Here is a 23,540-nt window from a genome sequence, read left to right as displayed (position 1 = left end):
TACATATATATTAAACTAAACCGAACAATAATGACTCATTGGTCATTTTAAAATACAATCATCCCATATGTCAATTTGTTGATATGCTTGGAACCCATTTTGGACACCACGTTCATTCAACACCCTACTCCACAACAAAAAGCCGTCCCTCCGGTTAATTAGAACCTGTGGGACGGCCTTCTTGTTGAACTAAACTACGATTGCTGCATCAGGTGGCGGTTCAGGAATTTCTCAATCGCACGATATAAATCCAATTGATTTTCAACATTGCCGAAGCCATGTCCTTCATTTGCTTTTAACATATAAGGCACATCCACGCCACGCTTGCGCAGAGCCTCCACGATCTGATCAGACTCGGCCTGTTTGACACGTGGATCATTTGCGCCCTGAACCACGAACAATGGGGCTTTCATCTGATCAATATGGAACAGTGGTGAAACAGCTGTCAGCAGCTCCTTGTCTTTCACCGGATCACCCATCCGTTCATAGAACATGTTGCGCTCCGATTCCCAGTAAGGTGGCAGTGAATCCAGCAGCGTGAACAGATTGGAAGGTCCAACATAGCTAATTCCTGCCGCATACACTTCCGGTGTGAATGCCAGTCCTGCCAGGGCTGCATAACCACCATAAGATCCACCATAGATGGCTACACGCTTCGCATCAACCGTTCCCTCTTCTACCAGCCAATTCACGCCGTCTGTGAGGTCGTTCTGCATCGCTTTACCCCACTCTTTGTTCCCGGCATCCAGGAATTCCTTGCCGTATCCAGTAGACCCACGGAAATTCACCTGTAGTACCGCGTAGCCCCGGCTTGCGAGAAATTGAATTTCCGGATTAAAGCCCCACGAGTCACGGGCCCAAGGTCCACCATGTGGAACAACAACCAGTGGCAATTGGGCAGCCTCGGCCCCTTGGGGGAGCGTCAGATAACCATGAAGTGTTAAGCCGTCCCGCGACTTGTACGTAATGGGTTTTACATCCGACATTTTACTCTCATCAATCCAAGGTGCCGCGTCAGCTAATTTATCGAGCTTACCCGTCTTGGAATCATAGAAGTAATACGTACCCATCGATTTATCGCTATACGCTACGAACAGAACCTGACCTTCTTCACTCATGTTTGAGATACTTACTTCTTTACCCGGAACCTTTGCCTGAAGCTCCTGCATCAATTTTTTGAAATCATTGTCGAAGTATTCATAGTTCATCTTGTCCGTCTCATAAATAGCTGCAAGGATGGTTCCTTTTTCTTTGGAAGGAACGAAACTGGATACATCCACGTCTTTGTTTTGATAGATGGTTTTCGTTACTTTTTTGCTGCTTGGGCTGTATTCTACGATAGCTGTTTTATCCCGTTCCAGATTGGATACAGCATAGATGTTTTTGTTATCATACGTGAACATCACCGGAGCAAATGTTTCTCCGAGCTTGGTGGTCATCAAGTTTTCGAATGGTTTATCTTCCGATTCACGATACATCAACGAAGAGACATTACCATCACTGGATATGGCCACACGGATTTTACCCTCATGGTCCGTAAGCCAGCCCGTAATATTGCCCGGGTTCTCCGCAGCAAGCACCGCCTCACCTGTCTTGATGTTAATCCGGTACACGTCAAAGATCCGCGGATCTCGTTTGTTCATGCCTACCAGAATCTCATCCGGAATATTCTCCAGGGAGTCTACCAGGATCGCCCTTGTATTCGGATAGGGCGTCAGATCCTTACTGTTCTTACCATCCATATCCGTTACATAAATATGATAGTTCTCATCCCCTGCCTCATCCTTGACATACAACAGCTTATCCTTTGTCGCCCATACAAATGCGGCTATACTGCGCTCAGTCTCACTCGTGATACGTACCGACTTGTCCTGACCATTCTCTTTCACCACAATATTCATTCGGTTGTTCCAAGGCTCCATGTAGGCCAGATGTTTACCATCCGGAGACATTTGGAATGCTGCTTGAGCCGGCTGTTTGAAGAAGTCTTCCAGCGGTGTGAGGCCTTCTGACTGCACATCAAGTCCAAGAGCGAGATACAGCGCATCAGCGAACTCGCCATGGGTCACCGAATTTTTGGCGTTAAACGCACTGCCTTCGATAATAAAATGCTGTTTCAGACGAATGGCATCCTCCGTATGTACCTTCGGAATCTGCGCCATATCACTGTATACAACCTGAATTCCATTATCTTTCAGTTCGAACGCCCGAGTAAATAACGATGCCATCTGTGCTCTTGTTAGAGGTGCATCTGGTGCGTATCCTTTGGCTTGTCCTTGTATAAGACCACTTTGCTTCAGGGCGTAAATGGCAGGAGCAGCTTCATCCTTAGCCAATACATCTGCGAAACCTGTAAGAGTCGCTGGAGCATCCAGTTGAAGTACACGCTGCAGGATGATTGCCGCCTGAGCACGCGTAATTGGCGTTTGTGATTCTTTCATTCCATCTGTTGTGCCATCTATGTATCCCAGTTGCTGTAATGTCTGTGTTGCCTTCGAAGCAATGGACTCAGCAACTGTGGCCGTAGGCTTCACCGCTTCTGCTGCCTGGACCGCTGGTGGAATCAAAGCGATTGACATCGCCATGCTAAGGGTGAGAGCATATACCTTTTTACTTATTGCTTTCAAATCATTTCCCCCTTTAAAGTAAATTACATAATAATTTGGAACTATACGTAAATTATTTTACCATGGTCAACCATAGGTTAACAGCATAGCCCTCCGAAGTTCCATTCCCCCTTACTTTGAACCGGAAAATCCATAATTGAACAGCTTTCGTGTCTCGATAAAACGTCCCTCACGACTATCTGAACCTAATACAACTGAAATTAGCCGCTTACCATTTCGCTCAGCCGTACCCACGAAGTGATAGCCAGAATCCTCATCATATCCGGTCTTCAATCCATCGTTTCCGTCGTATGCGTATGACCCGCCGATCGAGGATAACATCCAGTTGGTGTTGCTCATGTACATTCCTTTTTGGTGGATCGACACCTGCATTTGGCTGGAAACTCTCAATATTTCGGGATAGTTATTCAGCAGATAACGTGCAAGCTTGCATGCATCTACAGCGGTCATTACAGTCTGCCCTTGTATGTCCTTCGGACGATTCGGACCAAGTAGTTTTTCGCTTAAACCTGTTGCATTGGTAAACACCGTCTTGTCAGACAGTCCGATCTCGGCAGCCTTCTGATTCATCTTTTGTGCAAAAGTCTGCTCTGTCCCACTAATATGTTCAGCCAGAGCTATAGCCGCGTCATTTGCGGAATAGACGGCTACAATCTGGAATAGCTCCTGTACTGTAAATTGCTCCCCTTGTTTCAAACCCAGATGGCTGCCACCTACTGAACTTGCATACAGGCTGATATTAACAGGGTCATCCCAGCGTAATTCTCCGTTAATGACCGCTTCCATGACCAACAGTTCTGTCATCAATTTACTGATCCCTGCAGGGGCAATTTCCTCTGAACCATTAAAATTGATCAAGATCTGTTCCGAGTTCATATCCATTAATACAGCCGACTCAGCTTTAATTCCCGGTTTGCCCACCAGCATGTCCGGTTTTAAACCCAAATATATAATGACCAGTAGAGCCAGCAGCATTCCTGCCCGTATCCACCATCTTTTCATCAGAAAATCACCTCTTACAGATATAGACGAAGTGAAGAGGCATTTTGTCTGCAATTTTTATAAAAAAAGTTAAATTTTTTTTATTTATTTGTTACCAAAAAAAACATGAACCCCATACCCCCATGCCAGAGTGTACGGAATCCATGTTTTTTGAATCTTATCCATTAGATCTAGCAACCGAACGCTTTAAAGGACCCCAATCCTTATTGCTGCTACATCATCGAGAGTAACCTTTTCCTGAAACCAGGGCACTTAGTGATAGATCAAGTGCTTTTTTATTATTCTGCTACAGCAGCTTTATCCGCATTAACTGCCAGATCGCTCAGGTAAATGCCAGTTCCATCACCAATCGCGTAGTTCATTACACGTTTGTTCACTGGTGCTACAACAGCACGGTACAGTGTCGGGAATACAGGAACTTCATCAACCATGTACTGCTGCCATTGATTATAGATTTCTTTACGTTTTTCTACGTCAAACGCTTCAGCAGATACACCTTGTGCCAGCAATTTGTCGTTTTCTTCGCTGGAGAATCTGGAGAAGTTATACAGTGCATCACGGCCATACAGACCTGCTGGATCTACGTCAATACCTACGCCCCAAGCAGCTTGATACACGTCAACTTTAGGATCGTCTTTACCTGTATTACCTACACGGTCATAGAAATTGTTGAACTCAACCATTTCCAGATTTACTTTCAGACCGATTGCAGCCCATGACTGAACGTAGTAACGTGCCAGTGGTTCAGCGGTGTCGCCACCTGTCATGGATACGAAGTTGATTTCAAGTGGGGAACCGTCCGGTTTCGTACGGAATTCTCCATCCAGTTTGTAACCTGCTTCGTCGAGCAACTTCTTCGCTGCTTCTGGGTCATAAGTTACACCCGGATTGTTGGAATCATGGAATTCTGGGTGAGACGGTGGAATCAGGGTTGTTGCATTCCAACGCAGACCGTTATAGAAACGTTTACCAACTTGGTCGTTATCTACAGCCTGCCACATTGCTTTACGCAGGATTTTGTCAGCCATTTTTGCATCTGGGTTTGTTACAACTTTGCCGTTGTCAGCGTCCCATGTGCCCAGTTTGAAACCGATGTAGGTGTAAGCACGATCGATTGCACCCAGGAATTCAACGTTGGACATATTGGCATTGTCTTTATATTGATCTGTCGGGAATGAATCCACGAGGTCTACCCCGCCAGATTTCAATTCTTGAACAACCGTTGTTGGGTTGATTACTTTCAAAGTCACTTTGTCCAGTTTTGGAGCTCCACGCCAGTAGTCATCATTTTTAACGAAAGTTACAGACTCACCTGGAGTGATTGTTTCCACTTTGAATGGACCGTAACCGATTGGTTTCTCACGTACTTCTTTGGAAGAAGACATTTTTGCTACATCCATATCACCGAAGATATGTTTAGCCAGCGGATATGTCCATACGCCACCTGTCAGCAGGGAAGGTGTAGATTCCTTGTACGTAATGCTGATTTGTTTTTCGCTAAGAACCTTGATCCCAGAGATCGTTTTTGCTTTTCCAGCGTGATAATCATCCATACCTACTACACTTGTAAAGTTGGAATCATAGCGTGGGCCATCATAAGCCTTGTTACCGATCACTTCATAAGCAAACTGTAAATCTTCAGCCGTTACAGGCTTGCCGTCATGCCAGTTTACATTATCACGAATCGTCAGTGTGAACGTTTTGCCATCTTCCGATGTTTCATACGTTGCTGCACCATCGTTGGTATATACATAGTCTTTATCCCAAGTCAGCAAACCTTCGTCAAACCATTGCAGAACCATTGCATCCGGATTACCGGAGTAGAAGTTAAAATTCAATGTTCCTTCAAACGCAGTATCAGATACCAGTCCATATGTGATGGACCCACCCTCAATAGCAGTACCTTCATTCGTTTTGACATTGTTGAAATCTTCGATCGAGTAAACGCCCTCTTCTTTAGTAGGCTTCTCCTCTGTCTTTGTTTCCCCTGTGTTCGAAGAAGGCGTTGGTGTTGCCGCCTCTTTCTCCGAGCACGCCGCAAGCGCCAGTACAAAGACCAACATCATCGTGAAAAATAGTCCCCGTGAAAATAATCCCTTTTTCATGAATCTTTCCTCCCTTTTTTTAACCTCTTCTTTGTCTTGCATCAGTCGCACGCTTCAGGGCCTGTCCGACATTATTTATACTCAACATCAATAACAGAATTAGTATTGACGCAGGTAGCCATATCCACCATCTGAATTCCAGTGTTTGCGGATTACGAGCATAGCTTACGAGTGTTCCAAGACTGGGTGTACTTTCCGGAAATCCAAATCCCAAGAAGGAAAGTCCCGATTCGAGGCCAATGTTGGCAGCGAGATTCAACGTCATCGTGACGATGATGATGGAGCTAAGATTAGGAAGTACCTGTGAGAGCATAATCTTCAGATGGGATGATCCCAACGTTTTTGAAGCATTGACATAATCGAGTTCACGCTCCTGTAATGCCTTAGAACGGATCAGTCTGGCGATTCCCATCCAGAGAAAGGCTGTCATGATTAAAGAAAACGAGATGATATTATATTTGGGTACTGCTGTAACAAACGCGATTACGATCATCAAGAACGGAAGAATCATGAAGAAATCAACAACACGCATAAACAAGTTATCGATCATTCCACCGAAGTAACCGGATAACAGACCAACCAGGATACCTATACAACCCGTCATTAGCGTGACGATAATACCAATGGTTAGAGAGTTACGCGTACCGATGATCAGTTGTCCGAACACATCACGACCGCCGTAATCAGTTCCCAGCCAATACTGTGCGGAGGGTGGTTCATACAAGGCGAACAAATCTACCTTTACAATCTCAGCTTGATCCAGGATTAAAGAAGTACCGTAAACCAGCAATATGATCAGTCCCAAAAATATGAGCGAGATTAGTGCCACCTTATCTCTGACAAGCTCCCGCCATAAGATACTCAAGCTGGAGGGGCTCTTATCAATCTTCTGTGAAGTTATAACGACATCATTGGCCTTGCTCATCTTATTTTCACCCCGAAATCTTCAAGTTCTTACTTGATCCGTATACGCGGATCAACAATACCCAGAATAATGTCAGACAGCAACGATCCCAGGATTGTAGCTATGCCATATAACAAGACGAGCGCAGTTACTACACTGAAATCCCGAAGAGAAATAGAATTCAGGAACAACTGTCCCATACCTGGATAACTGAATATACTCTCAATGAAGATGGTACCTCCGATAAGTCCCGTAATCTCATAACCGAAAAATGCGGCGATCGGCAACAGGGAATTTCTTAAAATATGCCTGTTGTAGATTCGAGATTCCGAGGCGCCCTTGGCTCTCGCAGTAAGAACGAATTCTTTATGCTTGATATCAATAATTTCACTACGCAAGTATTGGACGGTAGATACCGTTGCAATTAAAGCCATGGATAGTGATGGTAATAACAAATGATAGAATTTGCTTGTTATATAGCTGAATGTACCTGGTGTAAGTCCAGGTTCCACACTGCCCCCTGTTGGGAACCAGCCAAAATGAAATCCAAAAATCCATAACATCACCAGTGCGAAGATAAACAACGGGGCTGCAAAGCCCAAATAGGTGTAACCTGTGATCAACCGATCAGACCAAGTATCGTTGTAACGACCACTGATAATGCCAAGTGGAATGGCAATCAGATACGTAAAGATGAGTGTTGCCAGTGCAAGCCAAAATGTATTAGCAACACGCTGACCAATCAAATCAGATACAGGCATTTTGAATCGGAAAGATTGTCCGAAATCGCCTTGTGCAGCATTTTTGATCCAATCCCAATACTGTACATACCATGGATTATTTAATCCCAGTCGTTCACGCTGTTCCTCCAACGCTTTTGGATCAATACTCGGATCGAGTAATCCGGTGAGTGCATCCCCAGGCATCGCCTTAGCCATTAGAAAAACCAACAGGCTAAGCAAAAAGATCTGAGGAATCATAATGATAATTCTGCGTACTATCGTTTTCCACATATGGTCTTCAACCTTTCTGAGGTAGAGCTACTCGGTGAGTATCGGAAATGGATTGGAGCGAGTATGCCAGCCCTTCCTCATCAAAGAAATTTCGGTATGAATGTTCATACTCGGATTTGACCTGCTGACGGAAGGCTACCATTTCTTCACGTTTGGTTGGGTCCATATCCGGAATGGCTGCAAGTAAACGCTTGGTATAGATATGTTGTGGATTCTCAAAAATATCATCCGTTGTGCCTTGCTCCACATATCGGCCTTTGTACATAATTCCGATCTGATCACACATATGACGGATAATGCCGAGATCGTGACTGATGAACAGATAAGTCAGATTCAACTCTTTTTGTATTTCCTGCATGAAGTTGAGCACCTGGGCTTGTACGGATACGTCGAGTGCGGATACTGGCTCATCTGCGATGATCAGCTTAGGCTTTAATGCAATCGCACGAGCGATGCCAATCCGTTGCCGCTGTCCTCCGGAAAACTCATGAGGGTACTTATAGATCGACTCTGGACTCAAACCGACCTTCTCCAGGAGGTCTCGAACCTGGCGTTTCTCTTCCGTAGCCGTCATTCGTTCATAATTGCGGAATGGTTCGGCAATAATGTCGATAACCCGTTTCTTGGGGTTCAACGAAGAGTACGGATCTTGGAAGATCATCTGGACATCCCGCTGTAGCTGACGGTCTTTACGCCGCTCGGTGGCCAGATCTTTTCCATTGAAAAGAACTTTACCAGCCGTCACATGGTTGAGACCAATAATGGCTCGCCCCGTTGTCGTTTTGCCTGAGCCTGACTCCCCTACAAGTCCGTACGTTTTCCCTTGCTCAATGGAGAAGCTCACATCATCAACCGCTTTGATGTTGCCAATCTCACGCTTGAGCAACCCTCCGCGAATCGGAAAGTGTATTTTTAGTCCTTCTACTTCGAGTAATGCCATTATGTTATTCCTCCTCAGCTTGATCAGGGAAATGAAAGTGCTGATAACAGGTACACCTTACAAAGTGACCTGGTGCAATTTCATGCATCTGTGGGTTTTCTTCATGAGCCGAATCACTTATCCATGGAATTCGAGCCTTGAATCGGCACCCTTGGCGAGGAAGATTTTTCAGTGAAGGAACTATGCCTTGAATGACATGAAGCTTCGATTTTTCTTCAGAAATGGTAGGAATAGAGTTTAGTAGAGACCGTGTATATGGATGCTTGGCATTCGTCATTAGAGTATAGATATCTGCAATCTCAACAATTTCACCTGCATACATAACTGCCACGCGATCAGCCATCTCGGCAACGACTCCCAGATCATGCGTGATCAGGATGATTCCTGCGTTAATCTCGTTCTTCAATTCGCGGATAAGCTCCAGAATTTGAAGTTGGATCGTAACGTCAAGCGCCGTCGTTGGTTCATCGGCAATCAGCAATTCAGGTTTATTGGCAATCGCAATCGCGATAACAACTCTCTGTCTCATACCACCCGATAGTTCGTGAGGATATTGCTTGTATAATTGTTCGGGACGCGGAATCCCTACTTGGTTAAGTAAATCAATTACTTTGTCTTTCTTTTCTTTCGAAGATAGCTTGGGTTGATGCAGTGTCAGAATCTCTTCGATCTGTTCACCGATCACCATCAGAGGATTTAGTGCGGAAAGTGGGTCCTGAAAGATCATTCCCATTTCTTTACCGCGGAGTTTGTTTAATTTGTTGGGAGATATATTCGCTATATTCTGCCCTTTGTACAAAATCTCGCCATCAATTTTGGCTTTGTTATGCAGTCCCATAATTGAAAATGCAAAGGCACTTTTGCCTGAGCCCGACTCTCCCACAATAGCCAATACTTCATTTTTTTTAACCGTTAGGTTAACGTGATCAACTGCTGCATAATAGTCATCTTCAATTCTGAATGATGTAGTTAGATTTCTGACTTCCAATAGCTCTGTATTCAAATCAATCACCCTAACCCCATAATTTCTATTTCTGCAGACTGTATTCTGTGTAGAAGAATGCATCCACTGTATATTTCCATGTTCTTGAAGATAACGAACGAAAATGTATACAAAATACCAAATCATTAGGAGAATCCATTTTTCATACTGCTATTTAGACCGATGGTCAATTAATGCTGATAATTCCTAGCGGAATAATAAAGCCAAATAATTAATGTAATCATACGTGTAAATTTAGATGACGTCAATGTTTATTTGAGATTTATGGTATAAATGTTTTTTATACTACAGTTTTGGGTATTAGTTATACTTTAAAGGGAATGTATCAACGGATTCTAGAGCCAGTTGGATGCTTTGAATGGTAGAGTTTAAATTTCAGAAAAACCGAATCTCCAGATATATGACATTAATATTACACGTTATGTGTAGTTAAATGTTAGAATTATAGATATAACCAACTATTATGTTAGGTTTGAGGGATTTGTAGAGGAAATCTTCAATTTGGAAGTGAAATTAATTTCTAACCATAATTTGTACGATTAGAGGCATTGTTTAGATATTGCTATAGGATTGAAGTTAAAATTCTAGTTATTATAGTATAGTTTCATTTATTCGCTTATGTAAAGAACAAATTGTCATCTTTTATCATTTATTTTACAAAAGCAAGCAAAAAGCCCTGCAAAATGCAAGGCTTTTCTAATATTTATACATATAGATGAATATATAATACCGTATTTACTGTGTTTCTGGAGGCCTTTTACCACGCTTCAAATCGTTGATGCTTAACCCAAAGTCCATCTGCAGATGAGGGTAATCCGGAAAGTTAGCCCAGTCTCCACCCCATGTGAACCCTAGTTCTTTGGCTAGCTCTACAACTTCCAGCCAGTCCGCCTGCCCATTGCCGTTATCATCACGTTCCATATCCCAGACCACATCTCCTTCAGGCGTCCGCAAAGCAAAATCAATGGCCAAACCGTAATTGTGATAGGACTCTCCCCCCTGGGCATTGGTCACAATATTACCGGCAATCGAACGTCCTTGATTAAACAGAGCATCCTGTTCTTCATTGCTGCGAAAACCATGAGTAATCACGATTTCAATCCCTCGTCTAGCCGCCTTTCGAACCAACAGCTTCTCACTTTCAGCTACTACCGGGTGAAGCCCTGTAATCGGCACCAATTCTTGCACGTTCGTTCGTGGCCATATATCATAGGTGTCTCCTTTTTGCTGTAACCACACATATATAATGGATAGCAACAACGTAGCTACGATCCAAAATCTCAGATTACTCTTTCGTCTCTGTTTTACTTTACGTTTGGGTGTATTCATGCTCTCTCCTGATGGTGGAATCTATATTCATTCATATTTATGCTACCTGAGATACCAGCGATATAATAGACTCTATTATAAATCATTTACGTCTTAATTGCTTCCACCGTTGCAGCTCATTATTAAACCCAAGCACCAGGGAGAGACAACTCTAATATTTTTTGAATGCAAAAAAGCAGCCGGCTATAAGCCGACTGCTTTGTATCCATGCTGAGTAAGACTACTCAGTTGTGTATGGCAGTAATGCGATTTGACGGGAGCGTTTGATGGCAATCGTCAGCATGCGTTGATATTTAGCGCTAGTACCTGTTACACGGCGTGGCAAAATTTTTCCACGTTCGCTGATAAATTTACGAAGCAAGTCCGTATCTTTATAATCGATGTGAGTAATTTTGTTGGCTGTGAAGAAGCACACTTTACGACGTTTATTACGGCCGCCACGACGTGCCGGTCTTTTATCGTTGTCTCCGCCTTCTCTTTGCTTGAAGCCCATGCTTTTCAGTCCTTTCCTATCGTTTAACCAATCACTCTAAGAGTGTCGGTTCACGTTAAAATGGCAAATCATCATCCGATATATCAATCGGTTTTCCGTCATCGGAAAAAGGATCCTGATTGTTGCTACGCGAATTATTGTTATTGTTCGCGCGCCCGCCGCCTCCGTAAGAAGGCTCTTCACGCATCGGTTGCCCACCGCCACCACCGTTATTATCACGGTTAGCTGACTCCAAGAAACGGACGTTATCGGCAATGACTTCGGTCACGTATACACGTTTTCCTTCGTTATTTTCGTAGTTCCGTACTTGAATGCGTCCTTCGACTGCAGCTAGGCGTCCTTTGCGCAAATAGTTTGCACAAGTCTCAGCAAGCTGTCTCCAGGTTACGACCGGAATGAAATCCGCTTCCCGTTCTCCCCCTTGGCTTGTAAACGGTCTGTCCACTGCCAAAGTAAATTGCGTAACTGCTACTCCAGCTGGAGTATAACGCAACTCAGGATCTCGGGTTAACCGGCCGATCAGAATGACACGGTTCAACAATGTAATCCCCTCCTTCAGAGCGTATTGGTGCGTTGATCACGAGTCGTCTTAAGCAGACTTAACGTCGTTTGTAATGAGATAACGAATTACTTCGTCAGAAATCTTCATGAGACGCTCAAGCTCAGTAACTACTGCTGGTTCAGCAGTGAAGTGTACCAGAACATAAACACCATCACGGAATTTCTTGATCTCATACGCAAGACGGCGTTTACCCATAACGTCGTGAGCTGTAACTTCACCACCGCCGTTGGAGATGATGCCTTGGAATTTATCGACTGTAGCTTGAACAACTTCTTGCTCAACATCAGGACGAATAATGTACATCACTTCATATTTGCGCATAATTTTCACCTCCTTATGGACTCTGGCCCTCAATCTACGTTGAGAGCAAGGAACGAGCACAAACTCGAACTATATTAATATAACAAAAATGACGTCTCAATGCAAGCAAACGTTCCCTCTTCTTATTACACATGATCATAACTCCAATGGAGCACACTACAGAAGCAACATTGAAATCCATTATGCCAAGGAGGTCTTATCATGGGTGAAAAAACCGAGTTTGAACCAGGAGACAAAGCTCCAAACGATGGTGAATACACCGAAGTTGGTGAGAAAAGCTTTCATACGGAGATTAACAACCCGAAACGGGTAACCCTGCAAAAAGGTGAAGCTTTCCCTGAAACAAGTAACCAGAATCGTAAGTGGAAGAAGCTTACCAAGGCCCGCGTTCACTAAGCGTAAAGATTTTTTCAGATTGCTGTATATAAAACGAACTAATGCACATAATACAATCAGGCGATGCACGAGAGAGGTGTGGTTCCGTTGGACAACGAAGCCGAACATTTAATGTTGGAGATTCATCACGTAATTTAAGAAGCACGATGGTTGTGTGTAAGGCCTATGTCTGAAGCACGAGTATTGTTAATCGCAATACGCCTGGTTTCTGATTGTTACGACCGATTGTTTCCTAACAAACCGAATGCATCGCCGAATGAAGAGCCCTTAGGGGCTCTTTGTTTTTTCAATTACAAATGATTGCTCGACAACAACATTGAAAATGAAAAGACCTTCCAGGTTGGAAGGTCTTTTTGCATGTATAGAACTCAACACACGTTGAGTAAATTGTGAATTTCATTTAATTAAGCAAGATCTATGAGTGGCGGAAAGGGTGGGATTCGAACCCACGCACGCTGTGACACGCCTAACTGATTTCGAGTCAGCCCCCTTGGGCCTCTTGGGTACCTTTCCGCAGCAATAATGATTATAGCATGATCATTTACAGAACGCAATACCCAAGCCACACCTACATGTAAACGGTGTTACAGGCAAGAAAACAAGTAAAAATTGCCCTGTTATTGCATTAGGATTCAGTCGAATCCTCTGTTGAACGAAGTACCTTTTTCATGTTTTTCTCGAATTTTGCTCTGGGAATTAGTACGCTGTGTTTACACCCTACACACTTGATGCGAATATCCATGCCCATTCGGATAATCTCCATCTCGTTGCTGCCACATGGATGCTGCTTCTTCATCTGCACAATGTCCCCAAGCTGGAAAATTTTACGCTCCACCTGTGCCATCCCCCTCATCCTTCTCCTGAGCTGCTGCTTGCTCTAACGCTGCCTGATTGCTCATCTCATGATACTCCAGTGTTTTTTTCACATCACCCTGAATTTGACGCTCTACAGAGGCTCTGGAGTTCGGCAGGCACTCGGCAACAATGCGAACCACATATTCCGAGGTAGACATCGACTGAATACCAAGCACGTCAGGTATTTTAACGATGTTCAGATCGCGATCCTCAATCCCAGCCAACGCTCGTTTCACCAAGTGTACAGACTCGTCCAGGCTCTGATCACCCTTCATGGGAATGTCCACTACCGCAAGGGAATTCGACATCGAGAAATTGGTGACACTTGCAATCGTACCATTTGGAATGATGTGCACCTCACCCTGCCAGCTAACCAACTTGGTTGTTCTTAGTCCAATGACCTCAACCGTTCCTTTATAGGTACCTGTTTGAATAACATCGCCTACTGCGAATTGATCCTCCAGTATAATGAAGAAACCGGTAATAACATCCTTCACCAAGCCTTGGGCACCAAAACCGATCGCCAGTCCGAGCACACCCGCACTTGCTAGCAATGGTCCGACTTTTACATTGATCTCAGATAACAGTAACAGAATCATAATGAAATTACATGTTATGGAGGTCGCATTTTTCATCAACTCTCCTACCGTTATAAATCTCCGCGGATTGACGCGAATCTTGCCTTCCTGCTTTCGTGCCATCGTACGATCTATAATACGTGATACAATCTTGATCACAATACGCGTAATAATGAAAATAATAACGATGCGGATCGAGCTAAACAGAATATTAAACCACATATCTGCATCGGCGACTTTATCCCATAATTTATCAGTCCAGCTTATAGCACTTTTTACGACGTCCGTCGGAGACTCATTGTCTGTTGTCGTAACAAACTTAAATGGCAACATAGATCAAACCTCCTCTACATGGGTATATTATCATAGCTGTCAGCGGTTTTGAAATAGAGGCCACGGATCTCCACAAATTCGTTACGAATGATCTGTTTTACTCTCTCCAGATCTTCTTTTGGAAACTGAATACATAGAGCACAGCCCGCTGTGATCTCTTTCGGGGTAGGAAATAAGTCGATCTCAATCTCTGCAAACTCCAGCAGCATTTCTGCACGCAGCGCCTGCTGGGTGGAATCAAAAGCAATCAGCATCCAATCATCTATCCACTCGTCCATGTGTGGCTCCTTTCACGATACATTCATCCCTTTGAAAAAGCTTGTCCTCACGAAGTATAAAACGTTCTATCCTTCCATATACTGTTACTACTATTCCAAGGGAAAGGATAGATCCTATGAATCCCATTTCGCATTCCTTCTCATCTCAAGACATGGCCAGCCTGAAAATCCCACATACAGATCCGGGCATTCACTCTGCCATCATTCATCGTTTAATGTTCCATCTCTATAAAGCCCATTCTTTGCAAAATGTAGTTGTCGTCTGTATCGGTACAGATCGCTCTACCGGAGACTGCCTTGGCCCGCTCGTTGGTTCGTCACTTGCTAAGTGGGACAGCCCTCTATTCCATCTCTATGGCACATTGGATGAACCCGTACACGCAATGAACCTGCAGGACACTCTTCACAAAATACATACCACACATCACAACCCTTATGTGATCGGGATTGATGCCTGTCTCGGACAGTCTTCAAGTGTTGGATGTATCCAGGTCGTGAATGGACCTCTCAAACCAGGAGCAGGTGTAAATAAAGAATTACCGCCGGTCGGCGATATCCATCTTACAGGTATCGTTAACGTCGGCGGCTTTATGGAATACTTTGTTTTGCAAAACACACGTCTCAGTCTCGTCATGCGCATGTCCGAGATTATATCCAGCAGTCTCTATTCCGCCATTCGCGAATGGCATACACGCTCTACTCTGCTTGCTGTGCCAGAGTAATGGCTTCTTTTTCCTCAGGGGAAAGTGTATACGTGGACTCTCCCCCTTTAAGAGGTTTGGCATATACATAGGAACCATCACGGTTATAAATGCCCGTAAGCACCATACCGTCCTGGCTATCGTTAACCATCGCCATCGAGAAGCTCAGGTCACTGCCATTTTCTCCGTAGGCGTTATACCTTTTCACACCCACTTTACCCTGAATGCGGGTCAGCTTCTGCATCACAACCTGTAACTGATTCGTTTGCAGCATGTGTTCATCCTCGATGCTGTCCATCTGGATTTTCAGATTGATCAACAGCGACTCCAGATCCTCCACTCCACTGCCAGCCATCATGGCCTCATATTTCCGTTTAAACTTCCGTAGTTTTGCGCCTTGAGCAATACTTATAATAAGCAAAATCACCATAAGTACTGCCATGCCGCCAATAATCCATATCAGCTGTTCCAGAATCAGCCCATTTAATTCAGCCATGTAGTGCAACTACCCCTCTGTTGGTTTGTTCAGGTTAACGTTTGTAGCATCAAACGTGTTCCAAATCATCGATCATTCAGCCAAGTTAAACCATCCAACGTCTAATGTAACCCTCAAGCTTACTCCTATTATTCACCAGATAACCCTTAGGGCTAATCATTCGTTTGGGCTACTTGCCTCTTTTTCATTTTGCTATTCAAGCGATTATAATTCATGTTTTATCAGGGATGCTTCATACAGAATTGGACGCTGTTAATTCGCTGTTAATTCAATAACTGCTTCGATCAGGGCATTAACATCATTTATGGATGTGTTATATCCCACGCTCGCTCTGACAGCCCCACTTGCCGTTGTCCCAGCCGACTCATGGGCAAGAGGTGTGCAATGAAAGCCCGAACGCACAGCGATGCCATAATTTCGGTCTAATTGAAAAGCGAGCTGTGCCGAATCATATCCTTCAACAGTAAAAGATAACAATCCGGTACGCGGCTGTCCAATTTCAGGACCAAGCATTCGAATCCCCTGTACTGATGATAAACCATCCATCATATGCTGAGTCAAATCCCACTCTTGTTTATATATGATTTCAGGTGTCAGTTCAAGCACATGCTGCACTCCGGCTGCCAGACCTGCTATACCCACTGTATTTGGCGTACCCGCTTCATAACGATCAGGCCGAACATGCGGCTGTTCAATCGCCTCAGACTGGCTTCCTGTCCCTCCGTGAAGCAAGGGCTGTACATCCAGTTCAGGAGCGATGTAGAGACCACCCGTTCCCTGCGGACCCAACAATCCTTTATGTCCTGGAAAGGCCAGCATATCAATGCCGAGCTGCTTCACATCCACAGGCAGAATCCCAGCACTTTGAGCAGCATCAACAAGCAAAGTCACCTGATGTTTTTGACACATCAGCGCAATTTCACCAATGGGCAGAATACTGCCCAACAGGTTCGAACTATGCGTGCAGACAACTAATCTTGTATTGGAACGAAACAACCGTGTGAATTGGGCCAGATCGATCTGCCCGGCAGCATTAACAGCCACATAATCAACCTCTACATTACGAGCTCGACGCATGTACTCCAGGGGCCGTCTTACTGAATTATGTTCAGCCATCGTAGCAATAACGTGATCGCCTTCTCTTAACCATCCTTGAATAGCCAAATTCAAAGCTTCTGTCGTATTCGAACCCAAAGCGATATCGTTGGCATTACGAACACCCAACAGAGTGGATATCGCTTTTCTGGCACCAAATAAAACTCGGCTTGCCTGTACTGCCATCCGATGACTGCCTCTGCCTGGGTTGGCTCCTGCAACATCCAGAGCCTTCATCATGGCTTCCCCGACAGCAGGTGGTTTAGGCCAAGATGTCGCTGCATGATCCAGATAGATAACTCCCTCCACCTCATACCCACCTCTGTCCCTAATTGATTGTTCTGTTTGAATAGATTCCCTAAAAACAAACAATGACATATCGTTTCTCCATGGTACAGAGGCGATATGTCATCACATGAAAAAGCCCCGCATGTTGTTCATCAATCATGGAATCCCAACTGTTACTGCAACAGTTCCAACAGTCGCTCCAGATCTTGTTTACTGTAGTAGTTGAGCTCGATTTTGCCTTTATCTTTGTTATGCTTAATTTTCACCGTTGTTTTGAATCGTTCACGCAAAGACTCTTCCAATGTATCAATGAATGGATCTTTTTTCTTCAACTTGGATTTGGCTTTCGCTTCACCCGTTTTGGAACGATCCAATTGTTGAACAGCCTCTTCCAGCTCACGTACACTCCATTGCTGATCAATGGTTTGTTTTGCCAGCTGTTTCACAAGGCTCTCATCTTTAACACCGACGATAGCACGTGCATGCCCCATTGACAATGTTCCACGTGAAACATGATCCTTCACTTCTTCGGGCAATGATAACAAACGCAGGAAGTTTGCGATGTGTGAACGTGATTTACCCACTTTTACGGAGAGCTCTTCCTGAGTTAATCCGAATTGGTCCATCAGCCCCTGATAAGCAACTGCAACCTCCATCGCATTCAGATTCTCCCGCTGCAGGTTCTCGATTAAAGCAATCTCCATAACCTGCTGATCACTGAAATTACGAACTACGGCAGGCACAGTGGCATTGCCGCAATATTGGGAAGCTCTGAAACGCCGTTCACCAGCAATGATCTCATAACCTCTCAAAACTGGACGTACAATAATAGGCTGAATGACACCATGTTGGCGAATTGATTCGGCTAGTTCATGTATTGCATCCTCATCAAATACTTTACGAGGTTGGTAAGGGTTTGCCCGCAGCTGACTAATCGGGATTTCTACGACTTTATCATCGTCATTAATTGAAAGCGAAGGAATGAGGGCATCAAGACCTTTTCCAAGCCGCTTACTCATAAGAAATCACTTCCTTTGCGAGCTCTAAATACACTTCAGCCCCTCGGGATCGAGGATCATACGTAATGATGGACTGACCATGTGATGGTGCTTCACTAAGCCGCACATTGCGCGGAATAATCGTTTGATACACCTTTTGTTGAAAATACTTCTTCACTTCTTCAATCACTTGAATGCCCAGATTCGTACGTGCATCAAACATCGTCAATAACACCCCTTCAATCTGCAACGAGGTATTCAGATGTTTCTGCACCAAACGAACCGTGTTGAGCAATTGGCTCAATCCTTCGAGCGCATAATACTCACACTGAATCGGAATGATCACCGAATCGGAAGCTGTCAACGAGTTGATCGTCAACATACCAAGGGAGGGTGGGCAATCGATCAGTATGTAGTCATAGTTTTTTTTCACCATGGCGAGTGATTTTTTCAGGCGAACTTCCCGTGATATCGTGGATACCAGCTCAATCTCGGCTCCGGCAAGCTGAATCGTTGCAGGTATGATATGAAGGCCTTCAATCTGAGTTTCCACAATAGCTTCCTGTGGAGGGACCTCGTTAATGATGACATCATATATACAATTGGCCACGTCTGCTTTGTTGATTCCGACTCCACTGGTTGTGTTCCCCTGGGGGTCAATATCGACAAGCAATACTCTTTTCCCGAGCGAAGCCAGTCCTGCACCCAAGTTAACAGATGTCGTCGTTTTCCCTACACCGCCCTTTTGATTTGCTACGGCCATAATCTTAGACAATACCTTCACCTCAAATAAAATAGGAGTCTTTTCTTGTAGGTTGTGAGCTACAGTTAACAAAAAGCAGGTGGCTACCATCCACAAAACCTCAACTACCGTTCCTTCTTATGCTGCTATATTCTACGCTGTTCATGCCACACTCAACTTTATAGACAGAAAAAGCGGCCCATTGCCGCCTGAAGCTTCAATTATTTGCGTTTCGGAATATGGATAACGATCTCGTAATGGTCCTCATGGTCTGCTTCCTTGGTTTTGATGTCCAGACCGGAGCCCGATACCATATCAATGGATTGACGAATCGTATTAAGTGCGAGTCTGACATCCTTCGTGAATGAGATACGTTTGGATTTTTTGATCTTCGAGGATTCCTTGTAAAAGGCAACTCTCGCTTCCGTTTGTTTTACATTCAACTCTTTATCGATAATCTCGCCGAGCAATTTCATTTGCAACTCTTCCGTATCCAATGAAAGTAACGCTCTGGCATGGCGCTCCGAAATTTTACGTTCCATTAGCGCTGTCTTAATACCATCCGGAAGCTGTAACAATCGGATTTTGTTGGCGATCGTCGATTGGCTTTTGCCTAATCGCTGCGCAAGACTTTCCTGTGTAAGTTGGTGCAGGTCAATCAATTTCTGATAAGCAACAGCCTCTTCAATTGAAGTGAGCCCCTCACGCTGCAGGTTTTCAATCAATGCGATGGATGCTGCCTGAGAGTCGTTGAATTCACGTACAATGGCCGGAATATGATCCAAGCCAAGTTTCCGAACTGCACGCCAGCGACGTTCCCCGGCGATAATCTCATATGATCCATTTCGTACGCGGACGACAATCGGTTGTATAACTCCATGTGTCTTGATCGTCTGCAACAACTCATCAATTTTATCATCATCAAAGATAGTACGGGGCTGATATGGGCTGCTCACAATTTCGTTGACCGGAATTTGTTTAATCTCATCTCCGTTATTGCGCTCCGCCAAACCAAACAACTTCGAAAATTGTTCTTTCATTCCGTATATTACCACCTAGTTTCGTAATAGCTCCCGCAGAGTTGCAGGTGCTTCTTATTCAAAATGCGACCCTTTCAAATGCTGTCGTTCTTCGAATAAGTTTTGCCTTTCATGACGCTTTCTGTATCCTAGTCCGTATTGCTAGAAAATCTATCTATACATATAATCTATGATCTCTGTAATCCAGGATCGGCTACTTCTATTCTATCATCTTTTCTTCCATAATCCTATGTTTACCTATTCTTTAAACTCTTCTAATTTTCCTGCTTTTTCTTCATGAACATTAGCGATATGACTGCTTATACACAATAAGATATGGAAGTTCTCGACCCACAGCACCTGCTCCTAGCAGCTACAATTGTGTACTGGTTTAGTACCACTTGATATTGAATTTCACAAGATAGCGTCCGTGGCAAAACAAATTTGCGCTTGTTTGATACGCCTGTAAAATCCTCTGCCTTTCTCCTACAAGCAGCACATTATTCAATAAAGCATATCTTTAACTAGAAGACAGCTATAACAAAATAACTTTCAAACCCGAAATGAATCTTAAATTACTTTTCTCTAATTATGTAATGGAAATGGAGATGGAGAAACGATCTACTCATAGATTAATAAATTAAAACACAAAAAGAGGATGTTTCACGTGAAACATCCTCTCTCTCTTATTCTACATTCGTCGTTGAGAAACCGAGAAACCGAACAAATATCATCTTACCTTTTATACACAACCGATATTGCATAAAGAACTTTCCCAACTAAAAACAGTTGAACCTATAACAGACCTATACCAAAGGTGTTTTTAGTGGTGTTCCTGGTTTACGCGGATATTTAAATGGTGTCTTATCAAACTTCTGAATCAGAATGATATGACGTGCCGATTCTTCAACAGGTAGCTGGAACGGATGAACAGCTTTTACCCGTCCTTTCAGTTGGTTAAAGCTGAACTCGGCTTCCTTCATTTCTTCGCGCGGATCTCCACCCTTCATAGCAGCGAATATTCCGCTTTTGCGAACAAATGGCAGACAGAATTCGTTAAGCACCGCTAGCTTAGCAACTGCACGAGCAGTAACAAGGTCATAGCTGTCACGATATCCTTCTTTGCGTCCAAGCTCCTCCGCACGCCCGTGAATCAGTTCCACATCCGTTAAGCCAAGCGTATCCACAACATGCTGCAGAAAGCCAATACGTTTATTCAGCGAATCAATGATGGTCAGCTTGATATGCGGAAAACAAATTTTAAGCGGTAGTCCAGGGAACCCTGCCCCTGAACCAATGTCAGCAAGTTTGTTTACCTTCGACATATCCGTATAAAACGCCAACGATACCGAATCATAGAAATGCTTGGTATATACTTGCTCACGTTCGGTAATGCCGGTTAGATTCATCTTTTCATTCCAAGCTACCAGCTCCTGAAAATACAACTCGAATTGCTCCAGCTGGCGTTCATCCAGCTCCAATCCATGTTTCTTCAGGCGTCGTTGTAGCTGCTGTTGAATATCGTCCATTATTGTCCCCTTGCTGCGGTTACACGGTTATAATGCTCCAGGTAAACCAGCAGAATGGAGATATCGGCAGGAGTAACTCCGGCAATACGGGATGCCTGCCCGATCGAGATTGGACGAATTGTAGCGAGTTTCTGCTTTGCTTCCATGGCAAGGCCATGAATTTCGTCATATATAATCGTGTCCGGAATTTTCTTTTTCTCCATTTTTTGCAAACGTTCCACGTGGATCAATTGTTTCTCAATATAACCCGCATATTTAATTTGAATTTCCACTTGCTCTTTCATGTCAGCAGTCAGCTCCACCTCAGACGGTGAGATCTGCTCAATCCAGTCATACCCGATCTCTGGGCGACGCATCAATGTCAGAAGTGTACTGCCATCCTGAATCGGTGTAGAGCCGATCTCTTCCAGTTTCCGATTCACTTCGACAGGACGAACTTTGGCTGCCTTCAGACGAGCCACTTCCTGCTCTACCTTAGCTTTTTTGTCCAGGAATTTGGCGTAACGCTCTTCAGGAATTAATCCAATATCGTGGCCTATTTCCGTCAAACGCATATCTGCATTATCATGACGAAGCAACAAACGGTATTCTGCACGGGAAGTCAGCAGACGATAAGGTTCATTCGTACCTTTGGTTACGAGATCATCAATCAGTACACCAATGTACCCTTGGGAGCGATCAAGTACGACAGGCTCTTTACCCTGTACTTTACGTGCAGCATTGATACCGGCCATTACGCCTTGTCCTGCCGCTTCTTCATACCCGGAGGTACCATTAATTTGCCCTGCTGTAAACAGACCTGGCAGACGTTTTGTTTCCAGTGAAGGCCACAGCTGTGTAGGCACCATCGCATCATATTCAATGGCGTAACCGTTACGCATCATTTCTACTTTTTCCATACCAGGGATAGAACGCAAAACCGCCAATTGAACATCCTCAGGCAGACTGGTGGACAGACCCTGTACGTAGTATTCCGATGTATTTTTGCCTTCTGGCTCCAGGAAAATCTGATGCTTCGGCTTATCGCTGAAACGCACAATTTTATCCTCGATCGATGGACAATAACGTGGTCCGGTACCTTCAATAACCCCTGAAAACATAGGTGCACGGTGAAGATTATCGTTAATAATTTGGTGTGTTTCCACAGACGTATATGTCAGCCAGCAAGGCAGCTGCTCGTTATCGGAAGATTCCGTTTCATAGGAAAAGAATTTTGGCTTGTCATCGCCAGGCTGAATTTCCGTTTTGCTAAAATCAATCGTATCCTTATGCACACGTGGTGGAGTACCTGTTTTAAAACGAACCAGGTCGAAACCAAGCTCACGCAGATGTTCGGATAACTTAAGTGAAGGCTGTTGATTGTTCGGACCACTCTCGTACATCAACTCACCCATAATTACTTTACCGCGCAGATACGTACCTGTTGTCAGAACAACAGCTTTGGCCCGATACTCTGTACCTGTCTGAGTAACTACACCTACGCACTGACCGTCTTCAACGATCAGGCGATCAACCATGCCTTGACGCATCGTCAGGTTGCGTTCATTCTCCATCGTTTCTTTCATCGTATGCTGATAAGAGAATTTATCGGCCTGAGCACGAAGCGCATGAACAGCAGGTCCTTTACCTGTGTTGAGCATTCGCATCTGAATAAAGGTCTTATCAATATTCCGTCCCATCTCTCCACCAAGTGCATCTATCTCACGTACCACATGTCCTTTTGCCGGTCCCCCAATAGATGGGTTACAAGGCATGAAGGCCACCATATCCAGATTGATTGTAATCATTAGCGTTTTAGAGCCCATACGAGCTGCAGCCAGTGCCGATTCCACACCAGCGTGTCCTGCTCCAACGACGATTACATCATAACTTCCGCCATCAAAAGCCATTCCAGTTTACCTCCTTTTTGCCGCTGCACGCCTAAATTCATGCA

At 44.3% G+C, this 23,540-nt stretch carries 23 protein-coding genes and 1 tRNA gene; 2 read left to right on the top strand and 22 right to left on the bottom strand.

Annotated elements, in window-relative coordinates; genetic code table 11:
- Positions 1 to 194: 194 nt before the first annotated feature.
- The 11 genes from P364_RS0107595 to rpsF all read right to left on the bottom strand — a co-directional run bounded on the left by P364_RS0107595 (position 195) and on the right by rpsF (position 12,299).
- Positions 195 to 2,627: a S9 family peptidase gene (locus P364_RS0107595; RefSeq protein ID WP_024629543.1), complete on the bottom strand. Its 2,433-nt coding sequence runs from the start codon at positions 2,625 to 2,627 to the stop codon at positions 195 to 197.
- Between the two features lie 111 nt (positions 2,628 to 2,738).
- Positions 2,739 to 3,629, bottom strand: a complete 891-nt coding sequence (locus P364_RS0107590; protein WP_036664650.1) for a D-alanyl-D-alanine carboxypeptidase family protein — start codon at positions 3,627 to 3,629, stop codon at positions 2,739 to 2,741.
- Positions 3,630 to 3,907: 278 nt separating this feature from the next.
- Complete coding sequence (locus P364_RS0107585) at positions 3,908 to 5,734, bottom strand: oligopeptide ABC transporter substrate-binding protein (protein WP_024629541.1); 1,827 nt, start codon at positions 5,732 to 5,734, stop codon at positions 3,908 to 3,910.
- Positions 5,735 to 5,753: 19 nt separating this feature from the next.
- Positions 5,754 to 6,659: an ABC transporter permease gene (locus P364_RS0107580; protein ID WP_024629540.1), complete on the bottom strand. Its 906-nt coding sequence runs from the start codon at positions 6,657 to 6,659 to the stop codon at positions 5,754 to 5,756.
- A gap of 29 nt (positions 6,660 to 6,688) precedes the next feature.
- Positions 6,689 to 7,651, bottom strand: coding sequence for an oligopeptide ABC transporter permease (gene opp4B / locus P364_RS0107575; RefSeq protein WP_024629539.1), 963 nt, complete (start codon positions 7,649 to 7,651; stop codon positions 6,689 to 6,691).
- Positions 7,652 to 7,658: 7 nt separating this feature from the next.
- On the bottom strand, positions 7,659 to 8,591 hold the full coding sequence (locus P364_RS0107570; RefSeq protein WP_024629538.1) for an ABC transporter ATP-binding protein: 933 nt from the start codon (positions 8,589 to 8,591) through the stop codon (positions 7,659 to 7,661).
- A gap of 4 nt (positions 8,592 to 8,595) precedes the next feature.
- Positions 8,596 to 9,594: an ABC transporter ATP-binding protein gene (locus P364_RS0107565; RefSeq protein ID WP_024629537.1), complete on the bottom strand. Its 999-nt coding sequence runs from the start codon at positions 9,592 to 9,594 to the stop codon at positions 8,596 to 8,598.
- A 735-nt stretch (positions 9,595 to 10,329) separates the two neighbouring features.
- Positions 10,330 to 10,923: a M15 family metallopeptidase gene (locus P364_RS0107560; protein ID WP_024629536.1), complete on the bottom strand. Its 594-nt coding sequence runs from the start codon at positions 10,921 to 10,923 to the stop codon at positions 10,330 to 10,332.
- A 220-nt stretch (positions 10,924 to 11,143) separates the two neighbouring features.
- A complete protein-coding gene (gene rpsR, locus P364_RS0107555; protein ID WP_017691433.1) occupies positions 11,144 to 11,416 on the bottom strand; it encodes a 30S ribosomal protein S18 in 273 nt (90 codons plus the stop codon).
- A 55-nt stretch (positions 11,417 to 11,471) separates the two neighbouring features.
- Positions 11,472 to 11,957: a single-stranded DNA-binding protein gene (gene ssb, locus P364_RS0107550; protein ID WP_024629535.1), complete on the bottom strand. Its 486-nt coding sequence runs from the start codon at positions 11,955 to 11,957 to the stop codon at positions 11,472 to 11,474.
- 48 nt (positions 11,958 to 12,005) lie between these two features.
- Positions 12,006 to 12,299, bottom strand: a complete 294-nt coding sequence (rpsF, locus tag P364_RS0107545) for a 30S ribosomal protein S6 (RefSeq protein ID WP_024629534.1) — start codon at positions 12,297 to 12,299, stop codon at positions 12,006 to 12,008.
- A gap of 201 nt (positions 12,300 to 12,500) precedes the next feature.
- Between rpsF and P364_RS0107540 the strand changes: the two genes are divergently transcribed.
- The gene (locus P364_RS0107540) at positions 12,501 to 12,695 is read left to right on the top strand and encodes a YjzC family protein (protein WP_024629533.1); all 195 of its coding nucleotides are present in this window, start codon (positions 12,501 to 12,503) and stop codon (positions 12,693 to 12,695) included.
- Positions 12,696 to 13,117: 422 nt separating this feature from the next.
- Here P364_RS0107540 and P364_RS0107535 read toward each other — a convergent pair.
- From P364_RS0107535 to P364_RS0107520, 4 genes are all read right to left on the bottom strand, one after another.
- Positions 13,118 to 13,208: transfer RNA gene (locus P364_RS0107535), tRNA-Ser, on the bottom strand.
- Positions 13,209 to 13,320: 112 nt separating this feature from the next.
- A complete protein-coding gene (locus P364_RS0107530; RefSeq protein ID WP_024629532.1) occupies positions 13,321 to 13,530 on the bottom strand; it encodes a DUF951 domain-containing protein in 210 nt (69 codons plus the stop codon).
- On the bottom strand, positions 13,520 to 14,461 hold the full coding sequence (locus P364_RS0107525; protein ID WP_024629531.1) for a mechanosensitive ion channel family protein: 942 nt from the start codon (positions 14,459 to 14,461) through the stop codon (positions 13,520 to 13,522). The genes P364_RS0107530 and P364_RS0107525 overlap by 11 nt, the downstream gene beginning before the upstream one ends.
- Before the next feature lie 14 nt (positions 14,462 to 14,475).
- Positions 14,476 to 14,739: a DUF3343 domain-containing protein gene (locus P364_RS0107520; RefSeq protein ID WP_029880815.1), complete on the bottom strand. Its 264-nt coding sequence runs from the start codon at positions 14,737 to 14,739 to the stop codon at positions 14,476 to 14,478.
- Between the two features lie 116 nt (positions 14,740 to 14,855).
- Between P364_RS0107520 and yyaC the strand changes: the two genes are divergently transcribed.
- Positions 14,856 to 15,461: a spore protease YyaC gene (gene yyaC, locus P364_RS0107515; protein ID WP_024629529.1), complete on the top strand. Its 606-nt coding sequence runs from the start codon at positions 14,856 to 14,858 to the stop codon at positions 15,459 to 15,461.
- On the opposite strand, the gene P364_RS0107510 is transcribed toward yyaC, so the two are convergent.
- The 7 genes from P364_RS0107510 to mnmG all read right to left on the bottom strand — a co-directional run bounded on the left by P364_RS0107510 (position 15,436) and on the right by mnmG (position 23,496).
- Complete coding sequence (locus P364_RS0107510) at positions 15,436 to 15,936, bottom strand: DUF4446 family protein (protein WP_024629528.1); 501 nt, start codon at positions 15,934 to 15,936, stop codon at positions 15,436 to 15,438. The genes yyaC and P364_RS0107510 overlap by 26 nt on opposite strands.
- Positions 15,937 to 16,188: 252 nt before the next feature.
- Positions 16,189 to 17,340: an aminotransferase class V-fold PLP-dependent enzyme gene (locus P364_RS0107505; RefSeq protein ID WP_024629527.1), complete on the bottom strand. Its 1,152-nt coding sequence runs from the start codon at positions 17,338 to 17,340 to the stop codon at positions 16,189 to 16,191.
- Between the two features lie 152 nt (positions 17,341 to 17,492).
- Positions 17,493 to 18,338: a ParB/RepB/Spo0J family partition protein gene (locus P364_RS0107500; RefSeq protein ID WP_024629526.1), complete on the bottom strand. Its 846-nt coding sequence runs from the start codon at positions 18,336 to 18,338 to the stop codon at positions 17,493 to 17,495.
- Positions 18,331 to 19,092, bottom strand: a complete 762-nt coding sequence (locus P364_RS0107495) for a ParA family protein (protein WP_024629525.1) — start codon at positions 19,090 to 19,092, stop codon at positions 18,331 to 18,333. The genes P364_RS0107500 and P364_RS0107495 overlap by 8 nt, the downstream gene beginning before the upstream one ends.
- Positions 19,093 to 19,280: 188 nt before the next feature.
- A complete protein-coding gene (gene noc / locus P364_RS0107490) occupies positions 19,281 to 20,099 on the bottom strand; it encodes a nucleoid occlusion protein (RefSeq protein ID WP_024629524.1) in 819 nt (272 codons plus the stop codon).
- A 785-nt stretch (positions 20,100 to 20,884) separates the two neighbouring features.
- Entirely contained in the window at positions 20,885 to 21,607 is a 723-nt protein-coding gene (gene rsmG, locus P364_RS0107485; protein WP_024629523.1) for a 16S rRNA (guanine(527)-N(7))-methyltransferase RsmG, read from the bottom strand.
- Positions 21,607 to 23,496 carry a tRNA uridine-5-carboxymethylaminomethyl(34) synthesis enzyme MnmG gene (mnmG, locus tag P364_RS0107480; protein ID WP_024629522.1) on the bottom strand — a complete coding sequence of 630 codons (1,890 nt, stop codon included), beginning with the start codon at positions 23,494 to 23,496 and terminating at the stop codon, positions 21,607 to 21,609. Before mnmG ends, rsmG begins: the two co-directional genes overlap by 1 nt.
- Positions 23,497 to 23,540 lie beyond the last annotated feature (44 nt).

The organism is Paenibacillus sp. MAEPY2 (genome assembly GCF_000499205.1).
Lineage (GTDB): Bacteria > Bacillota > Bacilli > Paenibacillales > Paenibacillaceae > Paenibacillus > Paenibacillus vandeheii.
The sequence above is the reverse complement of the archived record's forward strand: the minus strand, read 5'-3'. Positions and strand labels throughout refer to the sequence as shown.

Coding starts and splice junctions, on each gene's coding strand:
- P364_RS0107520 (WP_029880815.1), bottom strand. CDS start 14,739: ATGGACGAGTGGATAGATGATTGGATGCTGATTGCTTTTGATTCCACC.
- P364_RS0107580 (WP_024629540.1), bottom strand. CDS start 6,659: ATGAGCAAGGCCAATGATGTCGTTATAACTTCACAGAAGATTGATAAG.
- noc (WP_024629524.1), bottom strand. CDS start 20,099: ATGAAAGAACAATTTTCGAAGTTGTTTGGTTTGGCGGAGCGCAATAAC.
- P364_RS0107500 (WP_024629526.1), bottom strand. CDS start 18,338: ATGAGTAAGCGGCTTGGAAAAGGTCTTGATGCCCTCATTCCTTCGCTT.
- P364_RS0107525 (WP_024629531.1), bottom strand. CDS start 14,461: ATGTTGCCATTTAAGTTTGTTACGACAACAGACAATGAGTCTCCGACG.
- rpsR (WP_017691433.1), bottom strand. CDS start 11,416: ATGGGCTTCAAGCAAAGAGAAGGCGGAGACAACGATAAAAGACCGGCA.
- opp4B (WP_024629539.1), bottom strand. CDS start 7,651: ATGTGGAAAACGATAGTACGCAGAATTATCATTATGATTCCTCAGATC.
- P364_RS0107570 (WP_024629538.1), bottom strand. CDS start 8,591: ATGGCATTACTCGAAGTAGAAGGACTAAAAATACACTTTCCGATTCGC.
- P364_RS0107510 (WP_024629528.1), bottom strand. CDS start 15,936: ATGGCTGAATTAAATGGGCTGATTCTGGAACAGCTGATATGGATTATT.
- P364_RS0107590 (WP_036664650.1), bottom strand. CDS start 3,629: ATGAAAAGATGGTGGATACGGGCAGGAATGCTGCTGGCTCTACTGGTC.
- yyaC (WP_024629529.1), top strand. CDS start 14,856: ATGAATCCCATTTCGCATTCCTTCTCATCTCAAGACATGGCCAGCCTG.
- P364_RS0107585 (WP_024629541.1), bottom strand. CDS start 5,734: ATGAAAAAGGGATTATTTTCACGGGGACTATTTTTCACGATGATGTTG.
- rsmG (WP_024629523.1), bottom strand. CDS start 21,607: ATGGACGATATTCAACAGCAGCTACAACGACGCCTGAAGAAACATGGA.
- mnmG (WP_024629522.1), bottom strand. CDS start 23,496: ATGGCTTTTGATGGCGGAAGTTATGATGTAATCGTCGTTGGAGCAGGA.
- P364_RS0107560 (WP_024629536.1), bottom strand. CDS start 10,923: ATGAATACACCCAAACGTAAAGTAAAACAGAGACGAAAGAGTAATCTG.
- P364_RS0107540 (WP_024629533.1), top strand. CDS start 12,501: ATGGGTGAAAAAACCGAGTTTGAACCAGGAGACAAAGCTCCAAACGAT.
- rpsF (WP_024629534.1), bottom strand. CDS start 12,299: ATGCGCAAATATGAAGTGATGTACATTATTCGTCCTGATGTTGAGCAA.